Origin of the sequence: Campylobacter concisus (assembly GCF_002913545.1) — a bacterium.
GTDB classification, from domain to species: Bacteria; Campylobacterota; Campylobacteria; order Campylobacterales; family Campylobacteraceae; genus Campylobacter_A; species Campylobacter_A concisus_AV.
Genome location: NZ_PPBR01000040.1, coordinates 41588 through 66288 on the forward strand (window position 1 = coordinate 41588; position 24701 = coordinate 66288).

General features: G+C 37.9%; 17 protein-coding genes. 6 read left to right on the forward strand and 11 right to left on the reverse strand.

Translation table 11 applies throughout. The features are described from left to right. Window positions 1-36: 36 nt before the first annotated feature. Entirely contained in the window at window positions 37-2178 is a 2142-nt protein-coding gene (locus CYP05_RS02850; RefSeq protein WP_103641937.1) for a tyrosine-type recombinase/integrase, read from the reverse strand. A gap of 571 nt (window positions 2179-2749) precedes the next feature. On the opposite strand from CYP05_RS02850, the gene CYP05_RS02855 reads away from it, so the two are divergent. Next, complete coding sequence (locus CYP05_RS02855; protein ID WP_103641938.1) at window positions 2750-4063, forward strand: hypothetical protein; 1314 nt, start codon at window positions 2750-2752, stop codon at window positions 4061-4063. A 557-nt stretch (window positions 4064-4620) separates the two neighbouring features. Continuing rightward, window positions 4621-7818 carry a retention module-containing protein gene (locus tag CYP05_RS02860; RefSeq protein ID WP_103641939.1) on the forward strand — a complete coding sequence of 1066 codons (3198 nt, stop codon included), beginning with the start codon at window positions 4621-4623 and terminating at the stop codon, window positions 7816-7818. Between the two features lie 2226 nt (window positions 7819-10044). Here the strand turns inward: CYP05_RS02860 and CYP05_RS02865 are convergent. The 9 genes from CYP05_RS02865 to dnaG form a co-directional block, all read right to left on the reverse strand. Continuing rightward, on the reverse strand, window positions 10045-10296 hold the full coding sequence (locus CYP05_RS02865; RefSeq protein ID WP_103641940.1) for a type II toxin-antitoxin system prevent-host-death family antitoxin: 252 nt from the start codon (window positions 10294-10296) through the stop codon (window positions 10045-10047). An 88-nt stretch (window positions 10297-10384) separates the two neighbouring features. Beyond that, window positions 10385-11176, reverse strand: a complete 792-nt coding sequence (locus tag CYP05_RS02870) for an ABC transporter substrate-binding protein (protein ID WP_103641941.1) — start codon at window positions 11174-11176, stop codon at window positions 10385-10387. Between the two features lie 350 nt (window positions 11177-11526). Next, complete coding sequence (locus CYP05_RS02875) at window positions 11527-12516, reverse strand: argininosuccinate synthase domain-containing protein (RefSeq protein WP_103581617.1); 990 nt, start codon at window positions 12514-12516, stop codon at window positions 11527-11529. Between the two features lie 59 nt (window positions 12517-12575). Then, window positions 12576-13799, reverse strand: a complete 1224-nt coding sequence (pepT, locus tag CYP05_RS02880) for a peptidase T (protein ID WP_103641942.1) — start codon at window positions 13797-13799, stop codon at window positions 12576-12578. A 9-nt stretch (window positions 13800-13808) separates the two neighbouring features. Continuing rightward, complete coding sequence (gene dcuC / locus CYP05_RS02885; RefSeq protein WP_103641943.1) at window positions 13809-15119, reverse strand: C4-dicarboxylate transporter DcuC; 1311 nt, start codon at window positions 15117-15119, stop codon at window positions 13809-13811. 14 nt (window positions 15120-15133) lie between these two features. Then, a complete protein-coding gene (pepE, locus tag CYP05_RS02890; protein ID WP_103641944.1) occupies window positions 15134-15832 on the reverse strand; it encodes a dipeptidase PepE in 699 nt (232 codons plus the stop codon). Then, entirely contained in the window at window positions 15829-17148 is a 1320-nt protein-coding gene (locus CYP05_RS02895; RefSeq protein ID WP_103641945.1) for an amidohydrolase, read from the reverse strand. The genes pepE and CYP05_RS02895 overlap by 4 nt, the downstream gene beginning before the upstream one ends. Before the next feature lie 2 nt (window positions 17149-17150). Beyond that, window positions 17151-18389 carry a M20 family metallo-hydrolase gene (locus CYP05_RS02900; protein ID WP_103641946.1) on the reverse strand — a complete coding sequence of 413 codons (1239 nt, stop codon included), beginning with the start codon at window positions 18387-18389 and terminating at the stop codon, window positions 17151-17153. 98 nt (window positions 18390-18487) lie between these two features. Next, window positions 18488-20200 (reverse strand): DNA primase, encoded by a 1713-nt coding sequence (dnaG, locus tag CYP05_RS02905; protein WP_103641947.1) that lies wholly within the window; start codon window positions 20198-20200, stop codon window positions 18488-18490. Window positions 20201-20261: 61 nt separating this feature from the next. Here dnaG and CYP05_RS02910 point away from each other — a divergent pair, with 61 nt between their 5' ends. Genes CYP05_RS02910 through aroC form a run of 4 tightly spaced genes read left to right on the forward strand, consistent with a single transcriptional unit; the run spans window position 20262 to window position 23440 of the window. Next, entirely contained in the window at window positions 20262-21287 is a 1026-nt protein-coding gene (locus tag CYP05_RS02910) for a tetratricopeptide repeat protein (RefSeq protein ID WP_103578045.1), read from the forward strand. After that, entirely contained in the window at window positions 21265-21699 is a 435-nt protein-coding gene (gene rnhA, locus CYP05_RS02915; RefSeq protein ID WP_103641948.1) for a ribonuclease HI, read from the forward strand. Before CYP05_RS02910 ends, rnhA begins: the two co-directional genes overlap by 23 nt. Then, window positions 21696-22367, forward strand: a complete 672-nt coding sequence (rnc, locus tag CYP05_RS02920) for a ribonuclease III (RefSeq protein ID WP_103641949.1) — start codon at window positions 21696-21698, stop codon at window positions 22365-22367. The genes rnhA and rnc overlap by 4 nt, the downstream gene beginning before the upstream one ends. Before the next feature lie 8 nt (window positions 22368-22375). Continuing rightward, window positions 22376-23440, forward strand: coding sequence for a chorismate synthase (gene aroC, locus CYP05_RS02925; RefSeq protein ID WP_103641950.1), 1065 nt, complete (start codon window positions 22376-22378; stop codon window positions 23438-23440). 309 nt (window positions 23441-23749) lie between these two features. Here the strand turns inward: aroC and CYP05_RS09900 are convergent. Then, window positions 23750-24701: hypothetical protein (locus tag CYP05_RS09900; protein ID WP_181001158.1), on the reverse strand; the 952-nt coding region annotated here is incomplete at its 5' end.

Below are 24701 nucleotides of genomic sequence, written 5' to 3' on the forward strand. Positions count from 1 at the left end.
TTGTAAATGGCTATATACATTTACAATAAAAAGCACTCACTCTTCCCATCCTTGATCAAATTTTACCTCCTCAACTAGATCCTTTAGAATTTTTGGAGTTACTGGCTCCCCATAAGTATTCATGGTGATCTTATATTGTTGTTCATGCCCTACAAGAGCAGCTATATGCTCAACCCTTTGACCGCTTTGGATGAGCTTGTTTATAAAAGTGTGCCTAAATGAGTGAAATGTCCTTGTCTTGTCACTATCTTTTATAACTTGAGTATTAATCTTCTTTCTAAAATATTCAGAAAAGTCTTTATTGTCACAGTTAAATAGCCTAACTGCTTTGCCACTTTGCTTAACTAGCTTCTTTTTACTCTCTATAAATTCAAACAGCCCAATACTACTTAGCTTAGAGTGGATAGGCACTATCCTTACAGAGTTTCTAGTCTTTAAAGTCTTGCTCTTACCAGTTTTTACATCTATTTTTGTATTTAAACTAAAGCATACTATGTTATATTTTTCGACTATGTCATCTGTGTTTAGCTGTATTATCTCATTTAGTCTCATGCCAGAATAAGCTGCTATATGAGTAACGAAAAATAGCTCATCTTTGCTGATCCTTCGGCTTTTAGTATCACCACTTGATCTTATCTTACTCACAATATCCAAAAGTGCATTTACGTCACTATCTTCATAAGGGTTTTTATTTGTAACATCATCTTGGTTTAAATTTATTTGTAGATCCACAGCTGGGTTCTTATCTATATAGTCGCTATCGTAGCAGTATTTAAAAAACTCACTAACTCCAACAATATACTTCTTGATGGTTGATTTAGAAATTTTTGGTCTATCTTTTGCTAAAGCTATGATCTCATCTAAGCTCTTATCTTTATAGAGACTATTTTGAGAGAGTTTGGTTGGTAGTTGCAATAAGACATTTCTAAAATTTAGCAACTCATCTCTTTTTATCTTTTTAATATCTAGCTCTTCGCCAAATTTCATAGACATTAGCCGTCCTACATGTCTAACAAGGCCTAATGTGCTATCACTCCAGTTGTTTGAAATACTTGTGTTTGATACATAGTTTTCAAAAGCACTCTTTAGCGTGAGCATGTCAGCTTTACTCTCATTTTTAGTAGAAGAGTCTAGTTTGCATCTAAGACTTTTAGCTCTATTTGAAAAGAGCTTTTGAAAGAAATTTATAGCTTCATTAAAAGTCATGCCACTAGCATCACTTTTATCGTTCAAAGCAAGATCTTTAGTCTCAATGTCACTTAAAACTATGCCTTTATCTTCATATTCATCTGCATTATATAGCTTTACCTGACCACCAAAGTTAGGATCATTTAAATTTCCATATCCAAATTTTAGATCATCGCTTAGCTCATTGTCTCCATCTGGTAATAACTCACAACCAAATATTCTTAAGATATCGTTTTGTGTGAGTGCGCCCTTTTGTTTAGCTAGCTCATTTATAGCATCTCTTAGCTCACAAACAGAGTGCTTTAAGGACTTTTTAGTAAAAGGTAGCACCAAATCCTGCTTTTTTAAGGCCTCTATGTCGTCTTGATAGCTATCTATGTTAGCCTCTTTAATGCCTTTTGCTATCTCGTCTTTGGTGCCATCATCTAAATTTGCACTCTTATGCTTTTTACCAAGTGGCACAAATGCCTGTTGCTTATCATTTAGTAGCTTTTGGTTTTTGCACATCTTATATGATATGTGATTTATGTTATCTATCGTTGTCTCAAGCACTCTTTTGCCAAGAAGCTTTTTGGTTTGAGGATCAGTGCAAGATAGCTTTTTGCAGATCTCATCAACCTCTTTTGATATGACACCGGGCAAGCTATCTTCTTTTAAACTCTGTTTTAAAAACAAATTTAGTGATAGTAGTCCATCTAAATTTATATATCTGCCAAGCATATCATGCTCTTTGATACTTTTTGCCTCCTTGGCTTTTAAGAGCATAAGCACCAAGTGCTCTATAAGTTCGCTGCTCAAATTCATCTTCCATGCCTTTTTGATCGCGTTAAAAATTATAGAGTAGATCTTAGCACGATTTTTTGCTGTATCAAAGCGTTTTGTGAGGAAGGAGGTTATATATTCGGTTTTATTACCAAAATAAGGCCTCAGATATAGTGGGATAGCTACTCTAAAGTAGTATATGCCGTTTCGTTTGACTAGATATTGCATCCTTGTTACCTATGCAATATAACTTTGTAGCAAAATGTAGCAGATACTTAGTGTGAAACTAGCTGTGTGCCGTCTTTTTGGTGCTTACACAAGGTTTATTTTTAAACCCTCATAAGCCGGAGGTCGGGAGTTCAAGTCTCCCCCGTGACACCATAACATCCTATTTTAGACACTAGCAGTGATGCTTTTGTTCTTTCCCTTTCTTTAAAATTTCCTTTAAGAGTGGAACACTTAGTTACTAAAGTGGGACAGTCTCTTAAAAATTCCAATGATTATAAAGCCATCACCCTTTCAATACCATAAAAATAAATTTGTTTTAAATTTCTACTTCTAGCTTTTTATCTCAGATACCTTAAATACGCACTTTTAGCATTCATCATTTTAATATTCTTAACTTTTCTTTCTAAAAAATAAACTTTTTCACGAAAATTTGCATTTCTAGCGCAGATTTTTTTCAAAATTGGTGTAATTACTATAAATATATTTAAAAGGAAAAAAATGAAAAGAATTTCATTGATAGTAACTAGCACTGCTAGCACGAAAGAAAGTTTATGTAGTGAGGTGATTTGCCATGGCTAATGCATATACAATAAATGATCACAACCTAGTTATAAACGTGAGGTCGGGTTTTTTAACATATGGTAGAGCCATAGGTAGATTTGCACATGCATGTCGTGAGAAAGATCAGACTAAACATATAAAATATCTCAGAAAGAACCCAGCCACTTCTAATCGCTACAAGCTTCTAAGCGAGTTTAATGGCAATGGCAATATGAGAGATGCTAACGGCAAAGATGATGAACTACATAATATAGCCTTTGTAAAGAAATTACTTAAAGGCTTTCAGGATAGCTTTAAAGAAGACTATACTGCGCAGTCCTATACACAAAAGCGAAATGGCAAAGATACTGTTATAAAAAAGTCTTGGCGCAAAGATATGGCTAGTTTTTGTGAAGTCATCATCACGTTTGGCACAGATAGGAAGAAAGAGCCAAAAGAAGGGCTAAACGACGAAGAGTCGAAATTTATAAATGAAAACATATGTATGGATAGAGCAATGAGATTTGTAAACGCATACTGCGCGAAGTATGGCGCAAAGTGTCTGCTTGTGGCTGAGCATAATGACGAAAAGACCAAGCACTATCACATCATCTTTACAAACTACAACTTTGAGAAGCATGCAAATTTGAGATTTAGCGGCAGGTCAAAAACAGCAAAATTTGACAAAGAGCTACAAGATATGGGTGCAGAGGCATTTGAAGGTCAGGTACTTCGTGGTAAGTCAAGTAAAAATAGACATAAGAATTTAACCCAAATGCACAAAATAGCAAGTGAATATAAGAGCGAGAAAGAGCTAAAAAGTAAGATTAGAGAGCTTATGGAAAGGAGAGTAAATAAATATATGACAAAGGAAAAGTTTTTATGGTTTGATGAGCATTTTAGGATAGAAGCTAACAAGAAAGAGGCTTATTTATATAGTCTTACAAATTTAGTTTATGAACAAATGCAAGAAAGCATAACTATCACATCTGATAAACAGCTAAAAGAAAAAGTAGAACTTCTTGATGGGCAAGTAACAGAACGAAACAAGATCATAGAAGAAAATAAAGAGAAAAGTATAGAAGTCTTAAAAGAAAAAGAGCAGCTAGAAAAAGAGCTAGATGATTTAAAAGAAACCCAAGCTGAGCAAGACAAAGAGATAACGCATCTTAAAAACAGACTAAAAGCACATACCAATCAGCAATCAAAGATAGATGAGCAAAGTGCATTGATAAAGAACAAAGATAGAGAAAATCAATCTCTAACACGTAAAACCGAAAATTTGCAAAGTGAAAATACTGAGCTAAGAGACCTAAATGACAAAAACTTAGGTCTTTTGCTATAAATAGCAAATATCAACCCAGAGCTAAAAGATATGATAGTAAATGAAATGCCAGAGCTAAGAGGTAAATTTGCAAAAGATGATGCTGGGATAGAGATGGGGTAGAGAAATTTTCTAGAGATATCCAAAGTATAGCAGTAATATAAAATACCTAAGTTTTGGGAGCCTTTATTTTTAGAAGTTTAGTTTATAATAGAATTTTCTACTTTTTTATTGCAAATTTAGCTGGACAAAATTCTCAGATAAAATATTTAGCTAATTAAAGTAGATGCAAGACACCTTTTATCTCCATGGTTGGTATAAGATATTGGCTATAAAAACAAAAATCCTAAAAGTCATTTAAAAGATAAAACACCATAAAAAGCCATCTAATGGTCGTATATGCCAGGAGTAGAGTAATGGTAAATAAATTTAGTTTGGGATATAAAATATCACAATGCCATTTATTTATATTATAAATATCTTTTATATCGTACTCCAGTACAATAGACATATACTTCTAAAATTTATATAATTCTTCCAATTTTAAATAAATCATACTCAAGAACAAGGAGAATATGATGCCTAACGAAGCTGGAGTAGTTAAAAGTGTAACTGGGGGAAGCGTAAGAGCTCTTAACAATACAACTGGAGAAGTAAGAAATCTTAGCGTTGGAGACATCGTCTACCAAAACGAAAAGATAATCACAGATAGCTCTGACTCTAAAGTAACAATAACTCAAACTGATGGTAAAGATATAACTTTAATAGGTAAAGACACTTTAACTCTAGATCAAGACTCTAACAATAACGAAACAGTAGCTGATATCTCAGCTTTACAACAAGCCATCTTAAAAGGAACAGATCTTAATGCTCTAGAAGAAACTGCTGCAGGTGGTCCACAAGCAGGTGGCAATGGTGGAGATGGTGTAAGTCTATCTTCTGCTAGTTTTACAGAAGGGGGTCACATTAGTAACATATATGCTAATGTAGAAGCTATAGATGCTTTAGCTCTAGCAGCAGGTGGAGATAATAGCTTTGGTGTAAGTGGTGGAAATGATTTAGGTATAAAAAATACTAATGTGACAACTGAAGGACCGACATTGTTTGGTGGCATAGAGCTCTCCTCGTCTTTCTATAGCGACGATATTTCTAATGGCTACTTTTCAAATTTAGGAACGGCCATGCACAATGCATGGCTAGATAGCGCGGAAGGCGTAGCGCAGATAAACGATATGAAAGAGCAAATGAAATCGGCTCTCGAAAACGTTAAACAACCTTATCCGAACCACACGCAAAATGCTTTTACGGCAGAGCAAATAGATAATTTAGTTAACGAGTATGCAAATTTAAAATCCGCCAAAGAACCCGTAGATAGTTCAAATAGCGCAAATTTAACGAATACGAACAATTTGTCGAGACTATTTGATACCCTTGAAACTCAAGTTAGGATAGGACAAAAAACGATAGAGATAGACGGGCATCAATTCCAAAAAGCTACCGCATCGATTCCTGAAGAAAGTATAGAAAAAATAGGCGACAGCGGTTGGGGACTAATCAAAAATGCCGCCGGAGAACCGGTAGCCGTAATGCCGATCGGTAAAATAAAAACAGGATTAAAACTCGGTGTCGGAAACGGCGAAATAGGTAACGAAACGCTAACTACAAGCACCAATGAAAACGCGCACGTCATATCCCACGGCGGCGTTCAAAAAATTTTTACTAACTATACCGATGCAGATAACTATATGAAAAGTATCGGCATGCATTATATTAACAATCCGGCTTACGACCCTATGAACCCAATGTCTGCGCAGCCTATAATTCCGGTAGATTCTAACGGTAACCAAATTTCATCTTACCAGGCTTATAGTTCTACGACTCATACTACAAATTTAACTACTCTAAAATTGCCGGCTAGTACGTTAGCGAATTTGAGGGTATTTGGTAGCGACGGAGACGATACGCTTATGCTAGACGGCGTAACCGTAAAAGCCGTTTACGGCGGTTCCGGAGCCGATAACATTACCGTTAATAATTCTACTATTACGGAATATATTTCAGGCGATGCCGGAAACGATAATATAACCGTTAATAATTCTACCATCAACGGCAAAACTATTACTAATAGCGATGGATCAACAAGTCGTGAAGCCATTACCGGAAATAGCGGACAAGATACAATAAGCGTAACGAATTCTAATATTACCGGTAATATCAACGGCGGAGCGGATAACGATAAGATAGAGGTTAGGGGTACCGGCATCAAAGATGGTCACGGAAAAGTCGTAGGAGACATTAACGGTGGAGATGGAAATGATTATATAAACGTAATGACCGACGTAGACGGTAACATAAATGCGGGCAGATCGTCTGACAGCGGAGTGCCCGGCATCTTAGATAATCACTCTAGGTATCACGATAGAATTATGGTCGGAGCGGTACCTACGCCGGGAACTAGCGTTACCGTAACCGGAAACCTTACCGCCGACGGTAACGTCTTGATCGGTACGAGCGACGCTCGCATAAAAGGAAACGTCGTAGCAAATAGCGCCTCAAACCAAAGAGCAGAAATAAGTTTGGGCGAAAATACGAAAGTAGACGGAGATGTTATAGGTGGACACGGAAAAGACTTTATAGATATAAAAGGATATCATGACGGAACTAAAAACGCTATAGTTCGCGGTAAGGTCGATGCTAGAGAAGGCGACGATAGAATAGACGTATATAACGGTAGCGTAGGAGGTCAAATTGAAGGCGGAAAAGGCGACGATATGTTCAACCTATATAAAGGATCTCGCATAAACGGCATAAACGATATAGAAGGAAATAGTCAGCTTCAAGTAAGCAAGACTACGGTAGATAGTAATCTTAATTTTAACGGTGATAGCAAAATAGAAGTAGTTGAAGGCGGTAATATTCTAACCAATCTAAATTTAAGCTACAACAATAGAATTACGGCAATGGGCGATAATGCCAAAATAACCGGCGATGTAAAATTTAACGGTGACGGTAAACAGTTTGTTAGCGCGATAGACGGAGGCGAGATCGGTACCGTAAATTTAGCGAACGGACAAAACGAAATAGTAGTCGGAAGCGGACGCAGCGGAACGTATCAAGACTCTAAGATAGAAAACGTAAACGGCGGAGGCGGAACAGATACCATAAAAGCGTTTAGCGGAGGTACTATAAATAATCTAAACATACAAGATGGTAATGGTGACGATACTATATCTAGATTCAGTACGGAAAGTTATGACTATATGGGCCACCGACACACTAAAGGGGAGGGTATTATAAATCATTTCCAAACAGATAGCGGAGATAACGACATACACGGCAAAGTGATAAATAAAATGACCGATAAAGGGGAAGAAAGGCATATTATTGTAGATAGTGCGCAGGATAGCAATATAAATCTATCTAGTATAATGGAACACGGTTTAAGCCAAAATCATGCGGGAGTCGTTAACCACGTATACGACTCGATAGACATATCAAACGTACCAAACGCTAGACTTAAAATCGGTATCGGAGATGTATTAAACTTGCCCGAGAAAGATCACGGTATAGGCGAACTAGAATCTACCCTAAAAATAAAATACGGTTCGGACGATAAAGTAGAATTGGAAAGTAACGGTAGTAAAAACGGATGGCATGAGATTACAAATGACGGTGATGCTAGCAATAAAACGTATAAAGCAGAGCTAGATCACGACGGTAACACTTATTCGGTTATAATTAAAGTTGACAATGATTCTATTACCCCAGATATCTAAATAATCCTTTTATGGGTAAAGCAACTAAAAGTATTTATGGTCGCTTTACTCGGCGCTTAAAAAATGAGAATCGCGAGTTTTTATACAAAATTTATCTTGGCCAAAAGTCAAGATAAATTTTAGCGATTTCTATATTTTCAGCGTTTATTTTATTTAATATTAATCTACAATTTGATCGTTTTTGTTTAGTTGAAGAAAAATAAATAACTCTAAATTTTTATTGTTTGTCTCATACACAATATAACGGTACGATAAGGTAAGCTCCTTGAAGACATAAATATTAATCAAGAACAATAAAAATATTATGACTAATGAAGAATGTAATACTATATCTACCGAAATATGCCAGAGAAGGAGAGATAAAAATTTATCTTACTTACGAAAGTATATACGTAATCAATGGGTATACCGTTAAAATAGAGGTGGACCAAAAAATTCATACCGAATTCTAAGAAGTCTTTGCGGCGAGCTTAAAAACTCGTCGAAAATTTTATCTTCATATATTGATCTTGTTTTTATCAATTCTAATATAAATTTTTACCAATAATAGTATTTAAAGACGTTTTACCAGATGGCTTAGTCTAAAACCAAATACTTAGACTACGAAGTACCTACAGTCTTTGGTTTTGATAAGGTCGATAATAAATAGATATTTAAATTTAGTGTATATGATACGTTAAAAATCGCCGATGATAGTGTAGATCTTAACAAGGTAGATGGGATAAGGCTTCTACACCTAATGATGAAGGCTATTATATCTATACAAAAACAGAAGAAAGTCACACCATAACCTTAGAAATTAAAGACGCAGCAGTACAAATTGATCTTTAAAAATTCAACCAAACGCTTTAATCCCAAAGTAAAATTTCTTTGGGATATTCTTTTTTATCATTAAATTTTTATAATTGTTTATCTTTTTAATCTATACGAAAAGACTTATTTTATTTTTTATAAATTTCCTACAATAAAAGATAAGATTATTTCAATATGAAATAATTAAGCAAATTTACAAATATCAAATAAATAGTTTTTATGGATTATGACTTAATAAAAATCTAAGCACTCTATAATTAGTCAATATTTCACCTAGCCAGTAACCTCCTTTTATCCTCGATGTTTAAACTTATAAAATTGATGCCGAACACACTAAATTCATATCCTAAGAGACAATTTAAAAGCAAGGTTTTATATGCCGCCGCAAAAGCATGATCTGGATGATGCGAGGTAAAGATCACGCAGGTTTTTTTGTTTACTATTAAACCTTTTGATTAGGATTAAAATGACATTTTAATAAAAGACATCAAGGCATGACGTAGTCTCGTCCATGACGAAAATTTTGGACAGTAGTACAAGCGAGCTATAAGTGCTAGTTGCGCCATGCCACCGCTTAGCTCATCTACGTTTAAATTTAATTACTCACTAACGACTGTTATCCGTACAGCTTCCTCGGCCAACTCACTATCCTCCGCACTCGGCCTTGAGACATACCGACGTTTGCGTTTACGCCCATTAAAATCAGATCTTTTAACTTAAAGCTATCACTTTGGAGCACGCATTATACGAGCTTGGTGCGCTCTTGACTACCAAGAGGGGTATGATCGCGGCCATCAATCAAGATTTGACCGTCTTTTGCTTTTAAAATCCCCAAAATAACCTTTAAAACGTAAATTTGCCTATGCCGTTTGGGTCAAAAATCACAAGCGTTTCACCACTATTTAGGTTAAGGCTCAAATTTTGTAAAATTTGTAAGAAAAGCTTAAATTTTCTATGCTTAAGACCATCTTTTGCCATTTTTAACTAAAATTAAGCCGATCATGTGAGCTCCTATAAGCGTGGTTAGGATACTTAGTATAATTTCAGCTGAGTTCGCACTTCTAGTCGTAATGTCGGTTAGTATCAAAATATCCCACTTAAAATCGGAGTTTATATTTTGGTGCTCTCACCATCATCTCTATTTATACTAATTGCAGGGTTTGAGCTATGCTGGCTTTGTCATCTTAATCTATGGCTTCATCTAGACTATTAGATAAAATTTTAGCATGCCATTCAAAGTCTCATTACTTTTATTAAATAAATATAGTACAATTTTTTTTAAATTTTTACAAAATGCTTTCTATAAATTTACTCTTTTTCTTATTGTTAATTTTTCTATTATTAAAAGATTGGATAGCAAATATTTTAAATTTTTTATAAAGTCTTCTTTTTTACACTTAGTAAAATTCTAACTTATATCTCATTTAGGCTTACTTTTGCTGGTTTTTCACCACTTGCTAAAGCAGCGTCTACTGCTTTGCTTAGATGATACTCTTCTATTATCTCTGCCATTTTTTCATAGACAGCACTAGGCACTAGATATGCACTAGGGACATTGTGGTTTAGTATAGCTACGACATTATCTCCAGCTTGTTTTAAAATTTGAGCTGGAGACTTTTTTAGCTCGCTTATGCTAGCTGTAAAATTTGCTTGTATGGTTTGCATTTTTATCCTTTATTTAATACCTAAAATAATACTAAAAATTATAAAAATAACCTAAAAGCTCTAATATCGTAACTATACTAACTATATTTTATTTACCTTCAGGATCTAGTCCATTTAGGATGTAGCCAACCTCTTTGTCGCTTAGGTCGTAGTGTAAAAATTCTTTATAAAATTTCTTTGTCTCAGCTTTGATATTAATATCTTTAAAAAGATCAGGATGTAAGATCTTTGCCGTCCATAAAATTTGCAAAGCTCCTTCAGCGCCGTATCTATCCCAGCTAAAGACGCCAGCTGGATTTACATAGACTTTTTTGTTTTTGACAGCGTTTGTGCCGGCATAGACTTGATCTTCATATAGTTTTTTTAAAATTTCTGGCGCTTTGGCTCTGCCTATGATGATCACGTCTGGGTTTATATTTATGATCTCTTCGGCATTGATTTCAAGCATATTTCCAGCTTTTGAAACCGCATTTTGCCCTCCTGCAACTCTTATCCACTCATCTATGATCGTATTTGTGCCATCGGCCTTAAGTAAGTTCTTGCCATCGGCTATATGAAGCACTTTTGGTCTATCTGACACAGCGATCTTATCTGTTTTACTTAGCACTCTTTTGAGGTTGCCGTCAAAATACTCATTAAATTTCTGAGCGATTTTCGGTGCGTCGTCACCTATGACTTCAGCCATGATGGATATGCTCTTTTTCATATCAGCGTGATTTGTAAATGACGGATAAAGCACAGTAAAGCTATTTTTAGTTAGCTCTTCTTTGTTCTTTTTATCAGCGGCTATGACGATGTCAGGGTTTAGTTTGACTAGCTCTTCAGCCTGCAAACTCTTGCCATTTACGCCGTTAGGTATGCTTGAAATTCTAGGATACACATGTGCAAACTACTTATTGTTTTTGATAAGATCAGTCGTTGCTACTATCTTATCAGCCCCTCCTAGCATCAAGACGATATGGTTGTTTGCATACCAAAGCGTAGCGATCTTTTCTACATTTACAGGGACTTTGACGACGTTACCAGAGACTGGGCTGCATTTAGCATAGATGCCATTAGCAGTGACAAAAAAGCGATGAAAATTCTTTTCATTTTCTTCCTTTTTAAATTTATTAAATATATTTTTTTATATTTTATATGTAATATTATATATGCTTAGCTTAGTATCAAATATTTTTAAAATATATTTTTCTAATTTTAAAAAGAAAATGGTGTTTTAAGTGTATAAATTTACTTCACAAAAAACTCTTGCGCTAGCTTTTTATCTTCAGGTTTGATGATAAATTTTTCATTAGCGATGCTAACTTCAAATTCATCATCTTTGCTAGCTTTTGTATAAGCTAGCGCGAGCCTTGCAGCAAGCTCTTTATCGGCTTTGCTAGCATTTTTGCTTATGAAGCTAACAGCTCCCACGATGTCATCACTCTCTTTAAATTTAACCTGCTCAAATTTATCATTTGGATGAGCTAAAAGTGCGTTATTATCGCTCTCATCACGTCCTATTATCATTTTAGCGCCATCTACCAAGCGCAGATGCCTACCAAGCTTTAGCCACGTTACATCGATATCTCGCATCTCTTTATCAAATTTCAAGTAGTCTTTTATCTTTACAGCAAAGCTCTCAATAGTAAGCAAACACCCACCTCCAGGCGTTGCAAAGTCCTCAAAGCCAAATTTCTTTGCCAAAGCAAGCTGCGGCTTTCTATCGCGCCCGCTTATGTCAAGCAGCTTCTCTCTATCGACCCAGCCCTCGCGCTCTGGCTTAGTTGGTGGCAAGAGCTTAGCACACATCGGACGAAGCACCAGATCATCCTCGTCATCAGCTAGGCGCTTAACCTGAAAGAGTGCGTCTCTGCGCTGGCTCATCGGTCTTTGTCCTACGACTTCACCAGTGATGATAAAATTTGCATTTTCGCTTTTTAGCATATTAAGAGCGGTTTTAAACATATATCCGTGGCAGTCGATACAAGGGTTAAATTGCTTGCCGTAGCCGTATTTTGGGTTAAAGAGCACATCGCGAAGATACTCGTTTCTCATATCAACCACCTTTAGGCTAGCCCCAGCCAAGGCTGCACGGCGCCTTAAAACTTCGTGCTTCTCCTCATCCACGCCAAATCCAGTATCCATATAAAGTGCGACCACTTCGATGTTTTGATCGCTTATTATTTTCATAGAGAGCATGCTATCAAGCCCTCCGCTAAACAAAGCTAAAGCCTTCATTTTTGTCCTGAAAGTAAAATTTAAAGCCTAAATTTACTAAATCTAGGCTTTTATGAAGTTTATTTAGCAGCGTTAATTACGATTTTTTTAATGACTTCGCTTGCGGCTTTTAGGCTGCTAACTGGCAAGTACTCGAAGATGGAGTGAAAGTTGTTTCCGCCTGTGAATAAATTTAACGTTGGCACGCCCTTTGCGGAGATCGCAGCACCGTCATATCCACCTCGCATCGGCTTTATGTTTGGTGTGATATTTAGCTCGCTAAAGGCATCTTTTGCTAGTTTTATAGGCAGTGAGTTTTCATCTTTTAAGAACTTAAAGACGTTTTCATAGCGCGTTTTTAGCGTGATCTCGCAACGATCTGCATAAATTTTGTTAAAAGAATTTGCCATCTCACTTAAAAAATCAAGCCTTTTTTGAAATTTCGCCTCGTCAAATTCTCTTATGTCGATCTTGAGCATCGTTTTCGCGCTGTTTCCGCTAAGATCTTTCACCCAGAAGTAGCCCTCTTTGCCCTCGGTGCACTCTGGCACTTCGCCACCTGGCAAAAGCGAGATAAATTTATGCGCAAGAAGTAGTGAATTTACAAGCTTGCCCTTTGCGTTCATCGGATGAGCCGAAACGCCTTTAAAGACCACCGTGCAGTCAGCTGCGTTCCAGTTTTCATATATTAGCTCGCCTATCTCGCAGCAGTCTAAGCAGTAGCCAAAGTCGGCTCCTAGTAAATTTACATCAAGCGCCTTTGCGCCAAGCAAGCCCTGCTCCTCATCAGGCACGAAGCAGATCACGATCTTGCCATGCTTTATATCAGGATTTTGCATGAAAAAGCTAGCCATATTTACGATACTAGCGATCGCCGCTTTATCATCAGCGCCAAGCAAGCTAGTGCCGTCAGTCACGACTATATCATCGCCAACGTATTTTTTAAGCTCCGGGTTGTCGCTAAATTTAAGGTAAATTCCTTGCTCTTCGTTTAGGCAGATGTCGCCGCCTGTGTATCTTACTATCTTAGCTTTTGTGTCGTTTTTTTGCTCGCTACTTGTATCTAAGTGCGCAAAAAAGGCGATACTTGGGGCGTTTTCGCAGTTTGCAGGGATCTTTGCTATCAAGATAGCATTATCTTGCAAGATGATATCTTTTATACCAAGCGAGCTAAGCTCATCTTTTAGAAATTTGGCTAGCTCATACTCGGTTGGATTAGAAGGCATGATGCCTTTTAATCCATTCTCTTTATTTGTCGTGGTGTTAAATTTCGTATAGTTTATAAATCTCTCTACGATATCCATCTTTCATCCTTAGATGACGAAAAATGCGATCGCCACAACAGAGAGAAACATGCCTAAAAACGTTCTTTTTGCAAGCTCGACTGGGCTAACCATAGCAATGCCCGCACAAACGATAGCAGCTCCAGCGATCGGAGAAGCTGAACGTCCAAGTGAGCCTGCGATTGCTGCGGCCATACCAAGCTTATCTTGCTCAAAGCCAAGAGCAGCTGCGTTTGTTGTGACAGCTTCGTTAAATGCAAATGTAGCAGCGTCGCCTGAGCCTGTGACTATACCCATGATAAATGGTACAAATGTTCCGCCAAATTTAACGTAGCTTTGATCAGTTTTTAGCCATGCGATGACCACATCAACAGCTCCACACGCCTTTAGACCTGCGACAAAGACGCCAGCTGCGATGATGATACCGATAACATCAGCGTAAGCGTGACCCATGCCGTTAAAGAACTCTTTTGTAATCTTTTGTGGGTTTGTAAGCGTAGCAAAGATAGCTATGATAGCGCCAAGTATCATCGCCTCGGCAACGCCCATCTTTGTCCATGCTAAAAAGCTATAGTCTTTTGCAAGGCTTGTTCCACCAATAACCAAGATGACAAGTGGGACAAGTGGCATAAGAGCGTAGATCAAATTTACTTTAAACGCTGACTTCTCTTCGCTTGAGGCGCCATTTTCAAGAGTGAAATTTGTACCTTTTTGATAGTCTTTAAATAATATTGCAACGATAGTTAGCATGACAACTACGATAGCAAGAGCTGTAAATGCGCTAGGAATTTGCACTTTTATGATGTCTTGAACTGTGTAGCCCTCAACCGTCTTTTTAACAAGGTCAGCCACATATATGTTGTGCGCAGAGCCTGGGCTTAGAACTGAGCCAAATGTACCTGCAAAAACAGCCGCACCAGCCATCGCAGGACGAACTCCTGAGGCCATTAGAAGCGGTATAAGCGTCGCACCAACAGCAGCCGAGCAGCCAGCAGCTGAAGGGATAGCGATATTTATAAAGTAAGTTAGCACGGTTGTTACAGGGATCAAGATAAATCCCACGTTTTTAAGTGGCTTTGTAAGAAGCGCAACAAGGTGCTTATCGCACATTGTGTATTTCATAACGAAAGCAAAACCCATACTAGCGCAAATAGCTTTTATAAGACCAGCTTTTGTCATATAGTCAGTAAAAGCACTTAGTGCCCCCATCGGTTTTAGTGCGATTATACAAAGCACCAAACCAACACCTATTAGCACCGTTCTTGTCTCTTTTTTTAAGACTAGAAGTGCTACAACTGCAACGATGCCAAGAATGGCAGCAATTAGCTTAAATGATTCCATACCTCTCTCCTTGTTTAGATTTTAAATTTAGTTCCAACTTCTATTTTTTCTATCTCTTTTTGATACTCAAATTTTAAAATTTCGCTGTGTCCTATGACCTCAGCCTCGCTATCCTCTATAAGCAAAGCCGTCCCCTCAGGCAAAGCGTAGATAGTATCTTTTGGATTTGCTATCAAAAACTCCTCTAGCCTCTCCTCCCTGCTCTCGCCGTTATGACCTGCTAGTTTGCCACTTATGAAGTGAGGGTTGATCTGATATGGGAAGATATTTAGGCTATCAAAGGACTTTGGCATAATGATAGGCATATCATTTGTCGTCATCATCGTCTTGCCAGCGATATTTGCGCCTGCTGACCAGCCAAAGTATTTTGCGCCGTTTGCCACAGCCTCTTTTATAGGCTCAATTAAATTTAGCTTATAAAGCGTGTAAAGCAGCATAAAGGTATTACCACCGCCAACTGCGATACTGCTAGCATTTTTGATAGCTGAAATTTTATCCTCGTAGTGGTGGATAGATTTTATATTTTTATTTTTTAGGCGGTCGATCACCTTTTGCTCGTATTCGTCATTACTTCGTCTAACTCCAGCGTAAGGGATAAATAAAATCTCCTCCTTACCACTCTCACCCAAGAAGTCCTTAACCCAGTTTTTGCAGTGTCTCAAGTAGCCAGTATCTTGGTAGCTTGAAGCGCTGATTAGTAAAGCATTTTTCATTTTTTAGCTCCGTTTAGTTTGTAAGCAGCCCTTAGATAGATATCAACCCCAGCGACCAAGCACTCCTCGTCAAAGTCAAATTTGCTGTTGTGATGGCCTGCTTTTAAATTTGTACCGATCATCATATATCCGCTCTTTGCGCCCCTATCTTGCAAAGCTCTCATAAAGTGAGCGAAGTCCTCGCAAGCGCCAAAATCAAGCTCTTTAACGATCTTATCATCATCTATAAATGGGCTTTGCTTTGCTGCTTCATAGAAAATTTCAGTCACCTCTTTATCGCTATTTGCCCCGCTTGTGCCACCTGTCATCACGACCTTACTCTCAACGTCATAAATTTCACTCACGCCTTTTACGATATCCATGCATTTTTTATACATAAACTCATTTAAATTTGTATCCTCACCCCTTGTTTCGCAGGCTAGATAGCCATTTGGTGCTATGACATTTCTGCCCTCGCCTGCCCTTAAAACGCCCACATTTATCCTAGTCACGCCCTTTGCATGCCTTGTGATGCCATGCATATTTAGAGCCATTTGAGCAGCGGCTAAAAGGGCGTTTGCTCCCTCTTGCGGCGCTCCTGCTGCGTGAGCTGAGCGACCTGTGATATGCACGTCAAATTTAGAAGTTGCGAGCAGCTTGTTTGTGCCGCAAACTATGCCCCCATTTGTTTCTGCTTGAAAGCCGATGTGTCCGCCAAGTAGGTACTCAACCCCATCAAGTACCCCAGCAGCCTCCATCGCCACAGCGCCTCTTGTGCCCTCTTCTGCTGTTTGAAATATAAATTTAAATTTGCCGTTAAAATCATCTAAATTTTTAGCGATCAGCTTTGCAAGCGCTAGACCCATCGCCATGTGTCCATCGTGCCCACAAGCGTGCGTGATACCAGTGATATCTGAGCCAAAACCCTCTTTGCAAGGTCTATGAGCAGCCTCTTCGCTCTCTGTCACATCAACGCTATCTATGTCAAATCTAAATGCGCTAAATTTACCAGGTCTTTTTGTATCGATGAAGGCTGTTAAGCCAGTTAGACCATCTTTCATATATTCAAGGTATTTTGCCTCGTCAGGATTTAAAAGACTTTTTGCCCGCTCGATCGCCTTTTGGCACTGCTCTTTGGTGCCAACTCCAAGCCTTGCATCGCTCTTTACGACCTCTTCGCCAAGCTTCACTTCATATCCTAGCTCGCTAAGCCTTTTTGCTAAAACCGCAGTCGTAAAAAAGGTAAACCAGCCAGTTTCTGGGTGCGAGTGAAAGTATCTGCGATCTTTGATCATATCCTCTTTTAAAGATAGTGCTAAATTTGCTATTTTGTCCATGACTACTCCTCGTTTGAAAGTCTTATTAGTGCGTTTGTCAAAATTTTTGTTGCTGCTACGGCGTCTTTGAAATTTATCGCCTCTTTGACGTTGTGGCTGATACCATCCACGCAAGGGATAAAGAGCATGCCAACGCTACTTGCTAGCTTTGTTAAATTCATCGCATCATGCCCAGCCCCACTTGGCAAAGTAAGCGTTTTTATACCAAGCTTTTTGGCTTCATCTTCAAGTAAATTTATAGCATGTTTGCTTAGTTTTACTGGCTCGTCGCTACTTAGCTCTCTTATCTCGTAGCTAAATTTAAGCTCACGGCTTAGCTCACCCACAAAATTTCTAAGCTCTAAATTTAGCTCCTCTAAGCTAGCCTTATCGATATCTCTTAGATCAACACCAAGCCTTGCCTCGCCTGGCACGACGTTTAAAACGCCTGGTTTTGCATGCGCATAGCCAACGGTTGCGACGGCTGTTTTTTTGTTTTTAGCAAATTTATTGGCTGCGATTATGATGTGTGAAGCGGCAAGCAGGGCGTCACTGCGCATATTCATAGGAGTTGCACCGCTGTGGTCGGCCTTGCCCTGTATTGTTATCTCAAATCTAATTGGAGCTGCGATCCCGCTTACCACGCCAACGCTTATACCGCTTCGCTCAAGCACTGGACCTTGCTCGATGTGAAGCTCTAAGTAGGCGTGCAGGGAGTTTTCTTTTAGGATGGCTTCATCTAAATTTTGTGGTTTAAACCCAGCCGCACTCATCGCCTCAAAAAGCGAGATGCCATCTTCATCTTTTAGCTCATGAAGCCTTTGCTGGCTTAGTTTGCCGCTTATTATCTTGCTGCCGATAGTGGCTGTCTTAAAGCGGCTTGACTCCTCACAGCTAAAATTTATGAGCCAAAGTGGGCGCTTTAGCTTGATGCCAGCCTCTTTTATAGAGCTTAGTGCCTCAAGACCAGCCATGACGCCAAGTGTGCCGTCATAAAAGCCACCATTTGGCACACTATCTATGTGAGAGCCCACGCAAACTGGCTTTGCGTCTGCCTCGCAGCCATCATCATAGATGGCATAGATGTTGCCGACATTGTCAATTTTAAGTTTAAAGCCATTTTTTTCTATCAAATTTATAAGAAATTTTCTTGCTTCAAGGTCCTCTTTGCTAAAGGCTAGCCTTGTTAGCCCTCCACCTTTTAGCGCTCCAAACTCGCTTATAGCGTTAAAATTTCTCTCAAATCTTTTAGCATTTATCATAAAAGAACCTTAAATATAAAAATAAACTTAAGAAAATTTATTACTTTTAGATATTTTACATTGTCTTTTATGATTTGAAGCTGAAAAAGTGTGAGTTTTTAAATTTTATAAAGCTGAGTCTTGAGATCTTTGATGATAAATAGCAGTTTTTCTAAAATTTCTATCTTATTTGGGTTGTCAGAGCCTTTTAAAATTTGCTGTTCGTTCTCGTAAAAGGCGATTTGCATATTTAAAATAGCCTTTTGCAAAGTGGTTGCATCGATGATCTCATGGATATTTTCGTCCATTAAAATTTCTCTAACCATCTGCTCATCGCTCACGTCGTATCTATAAAGGATGGCGTTTAGATACTCAGGATGCTTTATGAAGTATCTAGCTCCAAGCTTTGAGAGTATCTCATCTCTGTAGTTTGGGTTGTTTAGCATGGTTTTAAAAAGTGCAAACTCAAGCGGGTCTTTGTTCATCACAGCTGGCACCTCATCTACCATGACAGAGTTGCTAAATTCATCTTTATCTTTTTTTCTAAACTCTCTTTTAAATTTAGCTTCATTTTTTGGCTTCTGCTTTAACCCAAACCTATCTGCCACGCTTTGTGGAGTTAGGTTAAATCTTGCCGCTACCTCAGTCACATACGAGCTTGCTATCTCATCTCCAAGCTCGTCCATATAGGCTTTTATCTCGCTTAGGCAGTTATCTCTTTGCATTGAGCGGGTTATGTCATACTTTTGCATGATCTTTTCTATATAAAATTTCACCGCGTCCTCGCCAGAGCCAAAGAGCTCGCTAAGCTCCTTTATCTTGCCTGCAAAGACCATATCAGCGGGATCTGCGCCGTTACTTATGATGACTACTTTTGTATCTATCTTATTTATACTTAGCAGGTGAGCTGACTTTATGGCTGCATTTATACCAGCGCCATCTCCGTCAAAGCAAAGCACCACGCTTATCTCGCCCCTTTTTAAAAGTGGCAAGTGGCTTGTAGTAAGTGCAGTTCCTAGCACTGCAACAGCGTTTGTAAAACCAGCGTAGTGAAGCATGATGACGTCTAAATAGCCCTCTGTTATTATTATCTGATTTTTCTCAAAGATGCTTTGTCTAGCTAGGTGGTAGCCATAGAGCAGCTTTGACTTGTCAAATACCGCACTTTGAGGAGAATTTACATATTTTGCAGGGTGATCTGAGATCGTTCTACCGCCAAAGCCAACAAGTCTTGTCGTGTGCGAGTAGATGGGAAATGTTATGCGCTCGATGAAACTAGCGTAAATTCCCTTCTCATTTTGCTTTATGATGCCAACTTCAAGCGCCTCTTTTGGCTCTATGTTTTCATTTTGCAAAAGCCTAATAGTGCTTTTACTATCCCCAGCCCAGCCAAGTTCAAATTTCTCTATCATCGCATCATTTATACCGCGCGAATAAATATATCTCACAGCGGCTTCATGTTTAAAAAATTCGCTCCTATAAAAGGCATTCGCCTTTTCTAAAATGTGCTTATTTTCTTTTTGCGTTGGCGCTTTATCATTTGTATATTCGAGGCTAAAATTTACAAGACTAGCTATTCTCTCGATAGCCTCAGGGTAGGTTAGCTTTTCATAATCCATCACAAATTTAATCGCATCTCCACCAGCCTTACAGGCAAAGCAGTGAAAAATTTGTTTGCTTTGACTTATGCTCATACTAGGATTTCTATCATCGTGAAATGGGCAGACACACTTATAGTTTGCACCCATCTTTTTGACTGGCAAAAAGTGCTCTATGATGTCAACGATATCAATTTGATTTTTAAGTTTTTCAATGGATTTTGGATCTATCATAAGCAAAATTATACAACTGCTTTGTTATAATTAAAGTAAAATTTTATTACAAAGTACGAGCGTGGATATTTTTTTCATTGGACACAGAGATCCGATATTTAGCCTTATTATTCTATTTAGTATCATTTTGATGATCGCAGCTTTAAGCTATGCTTGGGGCATATTTTCAAGTAAAGATGAGAAAAAACGCATCGAGAAATTTATAAAGAAATTTGACAGCAAAGATGGCATAAGCGACGAGCACAAGCAGATGCTAAAAAGCCCAGAAGTAGATATACCAAGCCTTAGTATGCTAGGTCAGACCTTTGCTAAAAATGGCGACTTTGAAAAATCAATCGGCGTCTATCTCATCGCACTTGAAAAGGTAAAAGATAAAAACGAGAAGGAATTTATCCTAAACGAGCTTGGAGAGGTCTATTTTAAGGCTGGATTTTTGAAAAAAGCTAGCGAAATCTTTGAAAAAGCGCTTGAGCTAAGCCCTAGAAATGTCCTCGCACTTCGCTTTTTAACGATGATAGATGAGAAGCTTAAAAACTATAAAGAAGCACTTTATGCGCTAAATTCGCTTGAAGAGCTAGGGACAAATGTAAAAGATCAAAAGGCCTATATAAAGGCGATCAGCACGCTTGATGATAGAAATTTAAGCTTTAGCGAAAAGGTAGAAATTCTCTCGCACCTTAGCCAAAATTTTGAGCTCTTAAAACGCATGATCTTAGCCCTTTTCATAAGGCACAATGAAAATTTAGAAAATTTAAAAGATTTTGCCAAATTTGAAGATGTGCTAGACCTACTTTACAACCTAAAAACGCCTATAAATTTAGACGATGCAAAATACAAATCACTCTTTTACGCAAAGGGCGATATAGATGAGCCATGTGAAATTTACGGCTTCGAGCTAAATGTCATAAAAAGGCTAAAGGACGCTAAATTTGACGCGGCTGGGCTAAGCTTTAACTACGTTTGCAAAAACTGCAAAAACTCATTTCCTATGCACTTTTACCGCTGTCCGGTCTGCCACGAGCTAGGAAGTGTCAAAATTTTATCCCACATCACAGAAAAATCAAGTGAAGACAGTAACACTTTTTAGTGACGGTTCATGTCTTGGTAACCCTGGAGCTGGCGGCTGGGCTTATATATTGAGATTTAACGAAGCGCAGAAAAAAGCAAGTGGCGGTGAGGCATATACGACAAATAACCAAATGGAGCTAAAAGCTGCGATAATGGGGCTAAAAGCGCTAAAAGAGCCCTGCGAAGTAAGGCTTTTTACCGATAGCTCATACGTGGTAAATAGCATAAATGAGTGGCTTGCAAACTGGCAAAAGAGAAATTTTAAAAATGTAAAAAATGTCGAGCTTTGGCAGGAGTATTTAGAGATTTCAAAGCCGCATAAAGTCGTGGCTAGCTGGGTCAAGGGGCACGCTGGACACCCTGAAAACGAGGAGTGCGACCAGATGGCAAGGGATGAGGCATTAAAAATAAAAGATGAGAATAAGATATGAAAATTTTAGAAGAATTTGAACGTAATCTTGGGTATAAATTTAAACAAAGTGAGCTTTTAGAAGAGGCACTAACGCATAAAAGCACTAAGCAGGCGTTAAACAATGAAAGGCTCGAGTTTTTGGGCGATGCGGTGATGGATCTGCTCGTGGCTGAGTATCTCTTTAAGAAATTTAGCAAGATCGCAGAGGGCGATATGAGCAAGCTAAGAGCCGCGCTTGTAAATGAAAAAAGCTTTGCAAATATGGCTAGACGGCTAAATATGGGCGAGTTTTTAAGACTTAGCCAAGCTGAGGAAAACAACGGCGGCAGAGAGAAAGATAGTATTTTAAGCGACGCTTTTGAGGCGGTGATGGGCGCTATCTACCTAGAGGCTGGACTTCTTAAAGTGCGAGAAATTTCGATCGCTTTGCTTGAGCTTTGCTATCCGCAGATCGACTTTACACATCTTGAAAAGGACTACAAAACCGCCCTTCAAGAGGTCACTCAAGCAACCCTTGGCGTCATACCAACATACGAGCTCATAGGCTCTTTTGGCCCTGATCATAAGAAAGAATTTGAGATAGCCCTGCTACTAAATGGCAAAGAAATTTCACGTGCCGTTGGAAGCTCCAAAAAGCAAGCCCAACAGCTCGCAGCAAAGATAGCACTAGAAAAAATCAAAAAATAGGATAAATTTTGAATACATTTGGCAAAAAACTAACCTTAACTAGCTTTGGCGAGAGCCACGGGGTGGCGATCGGAGGCGTGATAGATGGCCTACCTGCTGGGCTAAAGATCGATGCAGACTTCATCCAAGGCGAGCTTGATAAACGTCGCCCTGGACAAAGTAGCTTTACAACGGCAAGAGATGAGGCTGATAAGATAGAAATTTTTAGCGGCGTCTTTGATGGCATGAGCACCGGCGCGCCGATAGGTTTTGCCATTTTTAATAGCAACCAAAAGTCAAATGACTATGAAAATTTACGTGAAATTTTCCGCCCTGGGCATGCTGATCTTACCTATTTTAAAAAATATGGCATCAGAGATCACAGAGGTGGCGGGCGCGCGAGTGCCAGAGAGACTGCGGTAAGGGTCGCTGGTGGGGCATTTGCACAGCTACTTTTAAATGAATTTAAGATAGAAGTTTTAAGCGGCGTGCTTGGCATTGGCAAGGCCATTAGCGACAAAGTTGATTTTGATTTTGCCAAAAATTCGCAAATTTACGCTCTTGGCAACGAAGAGGCTATGAAAGAGGCGGTAAATAAAGCTAGAAGCGAGCACGATAGCGTCGGAGCTGTGGTTTTAAGCGTGGCTAGAGGCGTGCCAGCTGGTCTTGGTGAGCCACTTTATGATAAGCTAGATAGCGCGTTAGCAGCTGCTTTGATGGGCATAAACGGCGTAAAGGCCGTAGAGATCGGTGCTGGCGTGAATGTAAGCTCCATGCTTGGCTCAGCAAACAACGACGAGATGGACGAGCTTGGCTTTTTAAGCAACAACGCTGGTGGCATACTTGGAGGCATAAGCAGTGGGGCTGAGATCGTGCTAAAGAGCCATTTTAAGCCAACGCCTTCGATATTTAAAGAGCAAAAGACGCTAAATTTAGCTGGCGAGGCGGTGGATTTTGAGCTAAGAGGCAGGCATGATCCTTGCATAGGCATACGTGGCAGCGTCGTTGCAACTGCGATGATAAGGCTAGTTCTTGCTGATATGCTCCTACTAAATGCAAGCACAAAGCTTGAAAATTTAAAGAAAATTTACTGATAAAGCTGATGCTTGTTTGTTTAGCGCTTATGATAGCCATTGCATCAAGCATCAATACAATAATATATCTATCACCTATATTTATAGATAAATTACTTAATCCCATAAATTTCTTATAAGTTACATATTCGAATAAAAATCCTCTATAAAACAACAATCAATTATGTTAATCAAAAATATGTTGAACACGGATTTACAAAAAACATATAAATTTAAATGAACTCACATTTTTTCAAAAATCAACCTCATAGTTAAAAATGCAAAATGAAAACTTCAACTAAAGTCCAATATATAAAAAATAATGTGATCTTAGCTTACTGTAAAATAAGATAAATATGGACCAAAGCACATAAGCATCTTATTACCATCTTGTCTAATAATTTTTATATTGTCATAGTCGTGCATAAAAAGAAATTCATCTTTATTTGGTAGTGTTATGATACAGTCTAAAAATTCTATATTTTCCTCAATTTTATAATCTTGCAAATTTTGCGATTTTGAGACTTTACCGCTTGGTGTATAAATATAATTATTGCAATAAATATATTTTTTATTAGTTTTTCTATGTGTTATAGTTTGAATTGATTTTTCATATTTTAGTTTTAGCAATTTTACTATCTTCCCTTCAAAATTACATATACAAGCATAGTTAGAACATTTTTTCCAAATATAATTATCTATAACTTCAACATCATTATAATAGAAATCATTATTATCCTTTTCCATTTCAAATATACGCAATAACTCAAAATTTTGATCCCATATTTTTCCTATATATTTAGTACAAGATATAAAATTTTTATTTTTTAACTGTTTAACAAGGTCAATGCTATTTAAATGTGCTTTAATCGTTTTTAGTTTCTCTCCATTGTGATCATATAAGTTAATCAATCCATCTTCTCTATATGACAAAAAACGGTGACCTTTTATTGATATTATTCCATTTGTTTTTTGATCAGTTTCAAGAATTTTAGCTGACATTTTTGTAGTATTGATAAAACTTATTGTATCAAAATGCTTTATTATAATGTTTTCAGAAAATGTTTCTAATAAAGATTTTACATATACTGCATTATCTTCTTTAATTTTTAATTTTAACCTATTGTTAAAAAGTAAGATTTCTCCATTATATAATTGTAAAAAAACTTTTTTATTTTTTAGTTTTGATACATAACGTATATCTGAACCAAAAAATTTATTATCTCCATTGTATGAAATTTTGTTTTGTAAAACCGAATTAGGATCAAAAAATTTTATATAC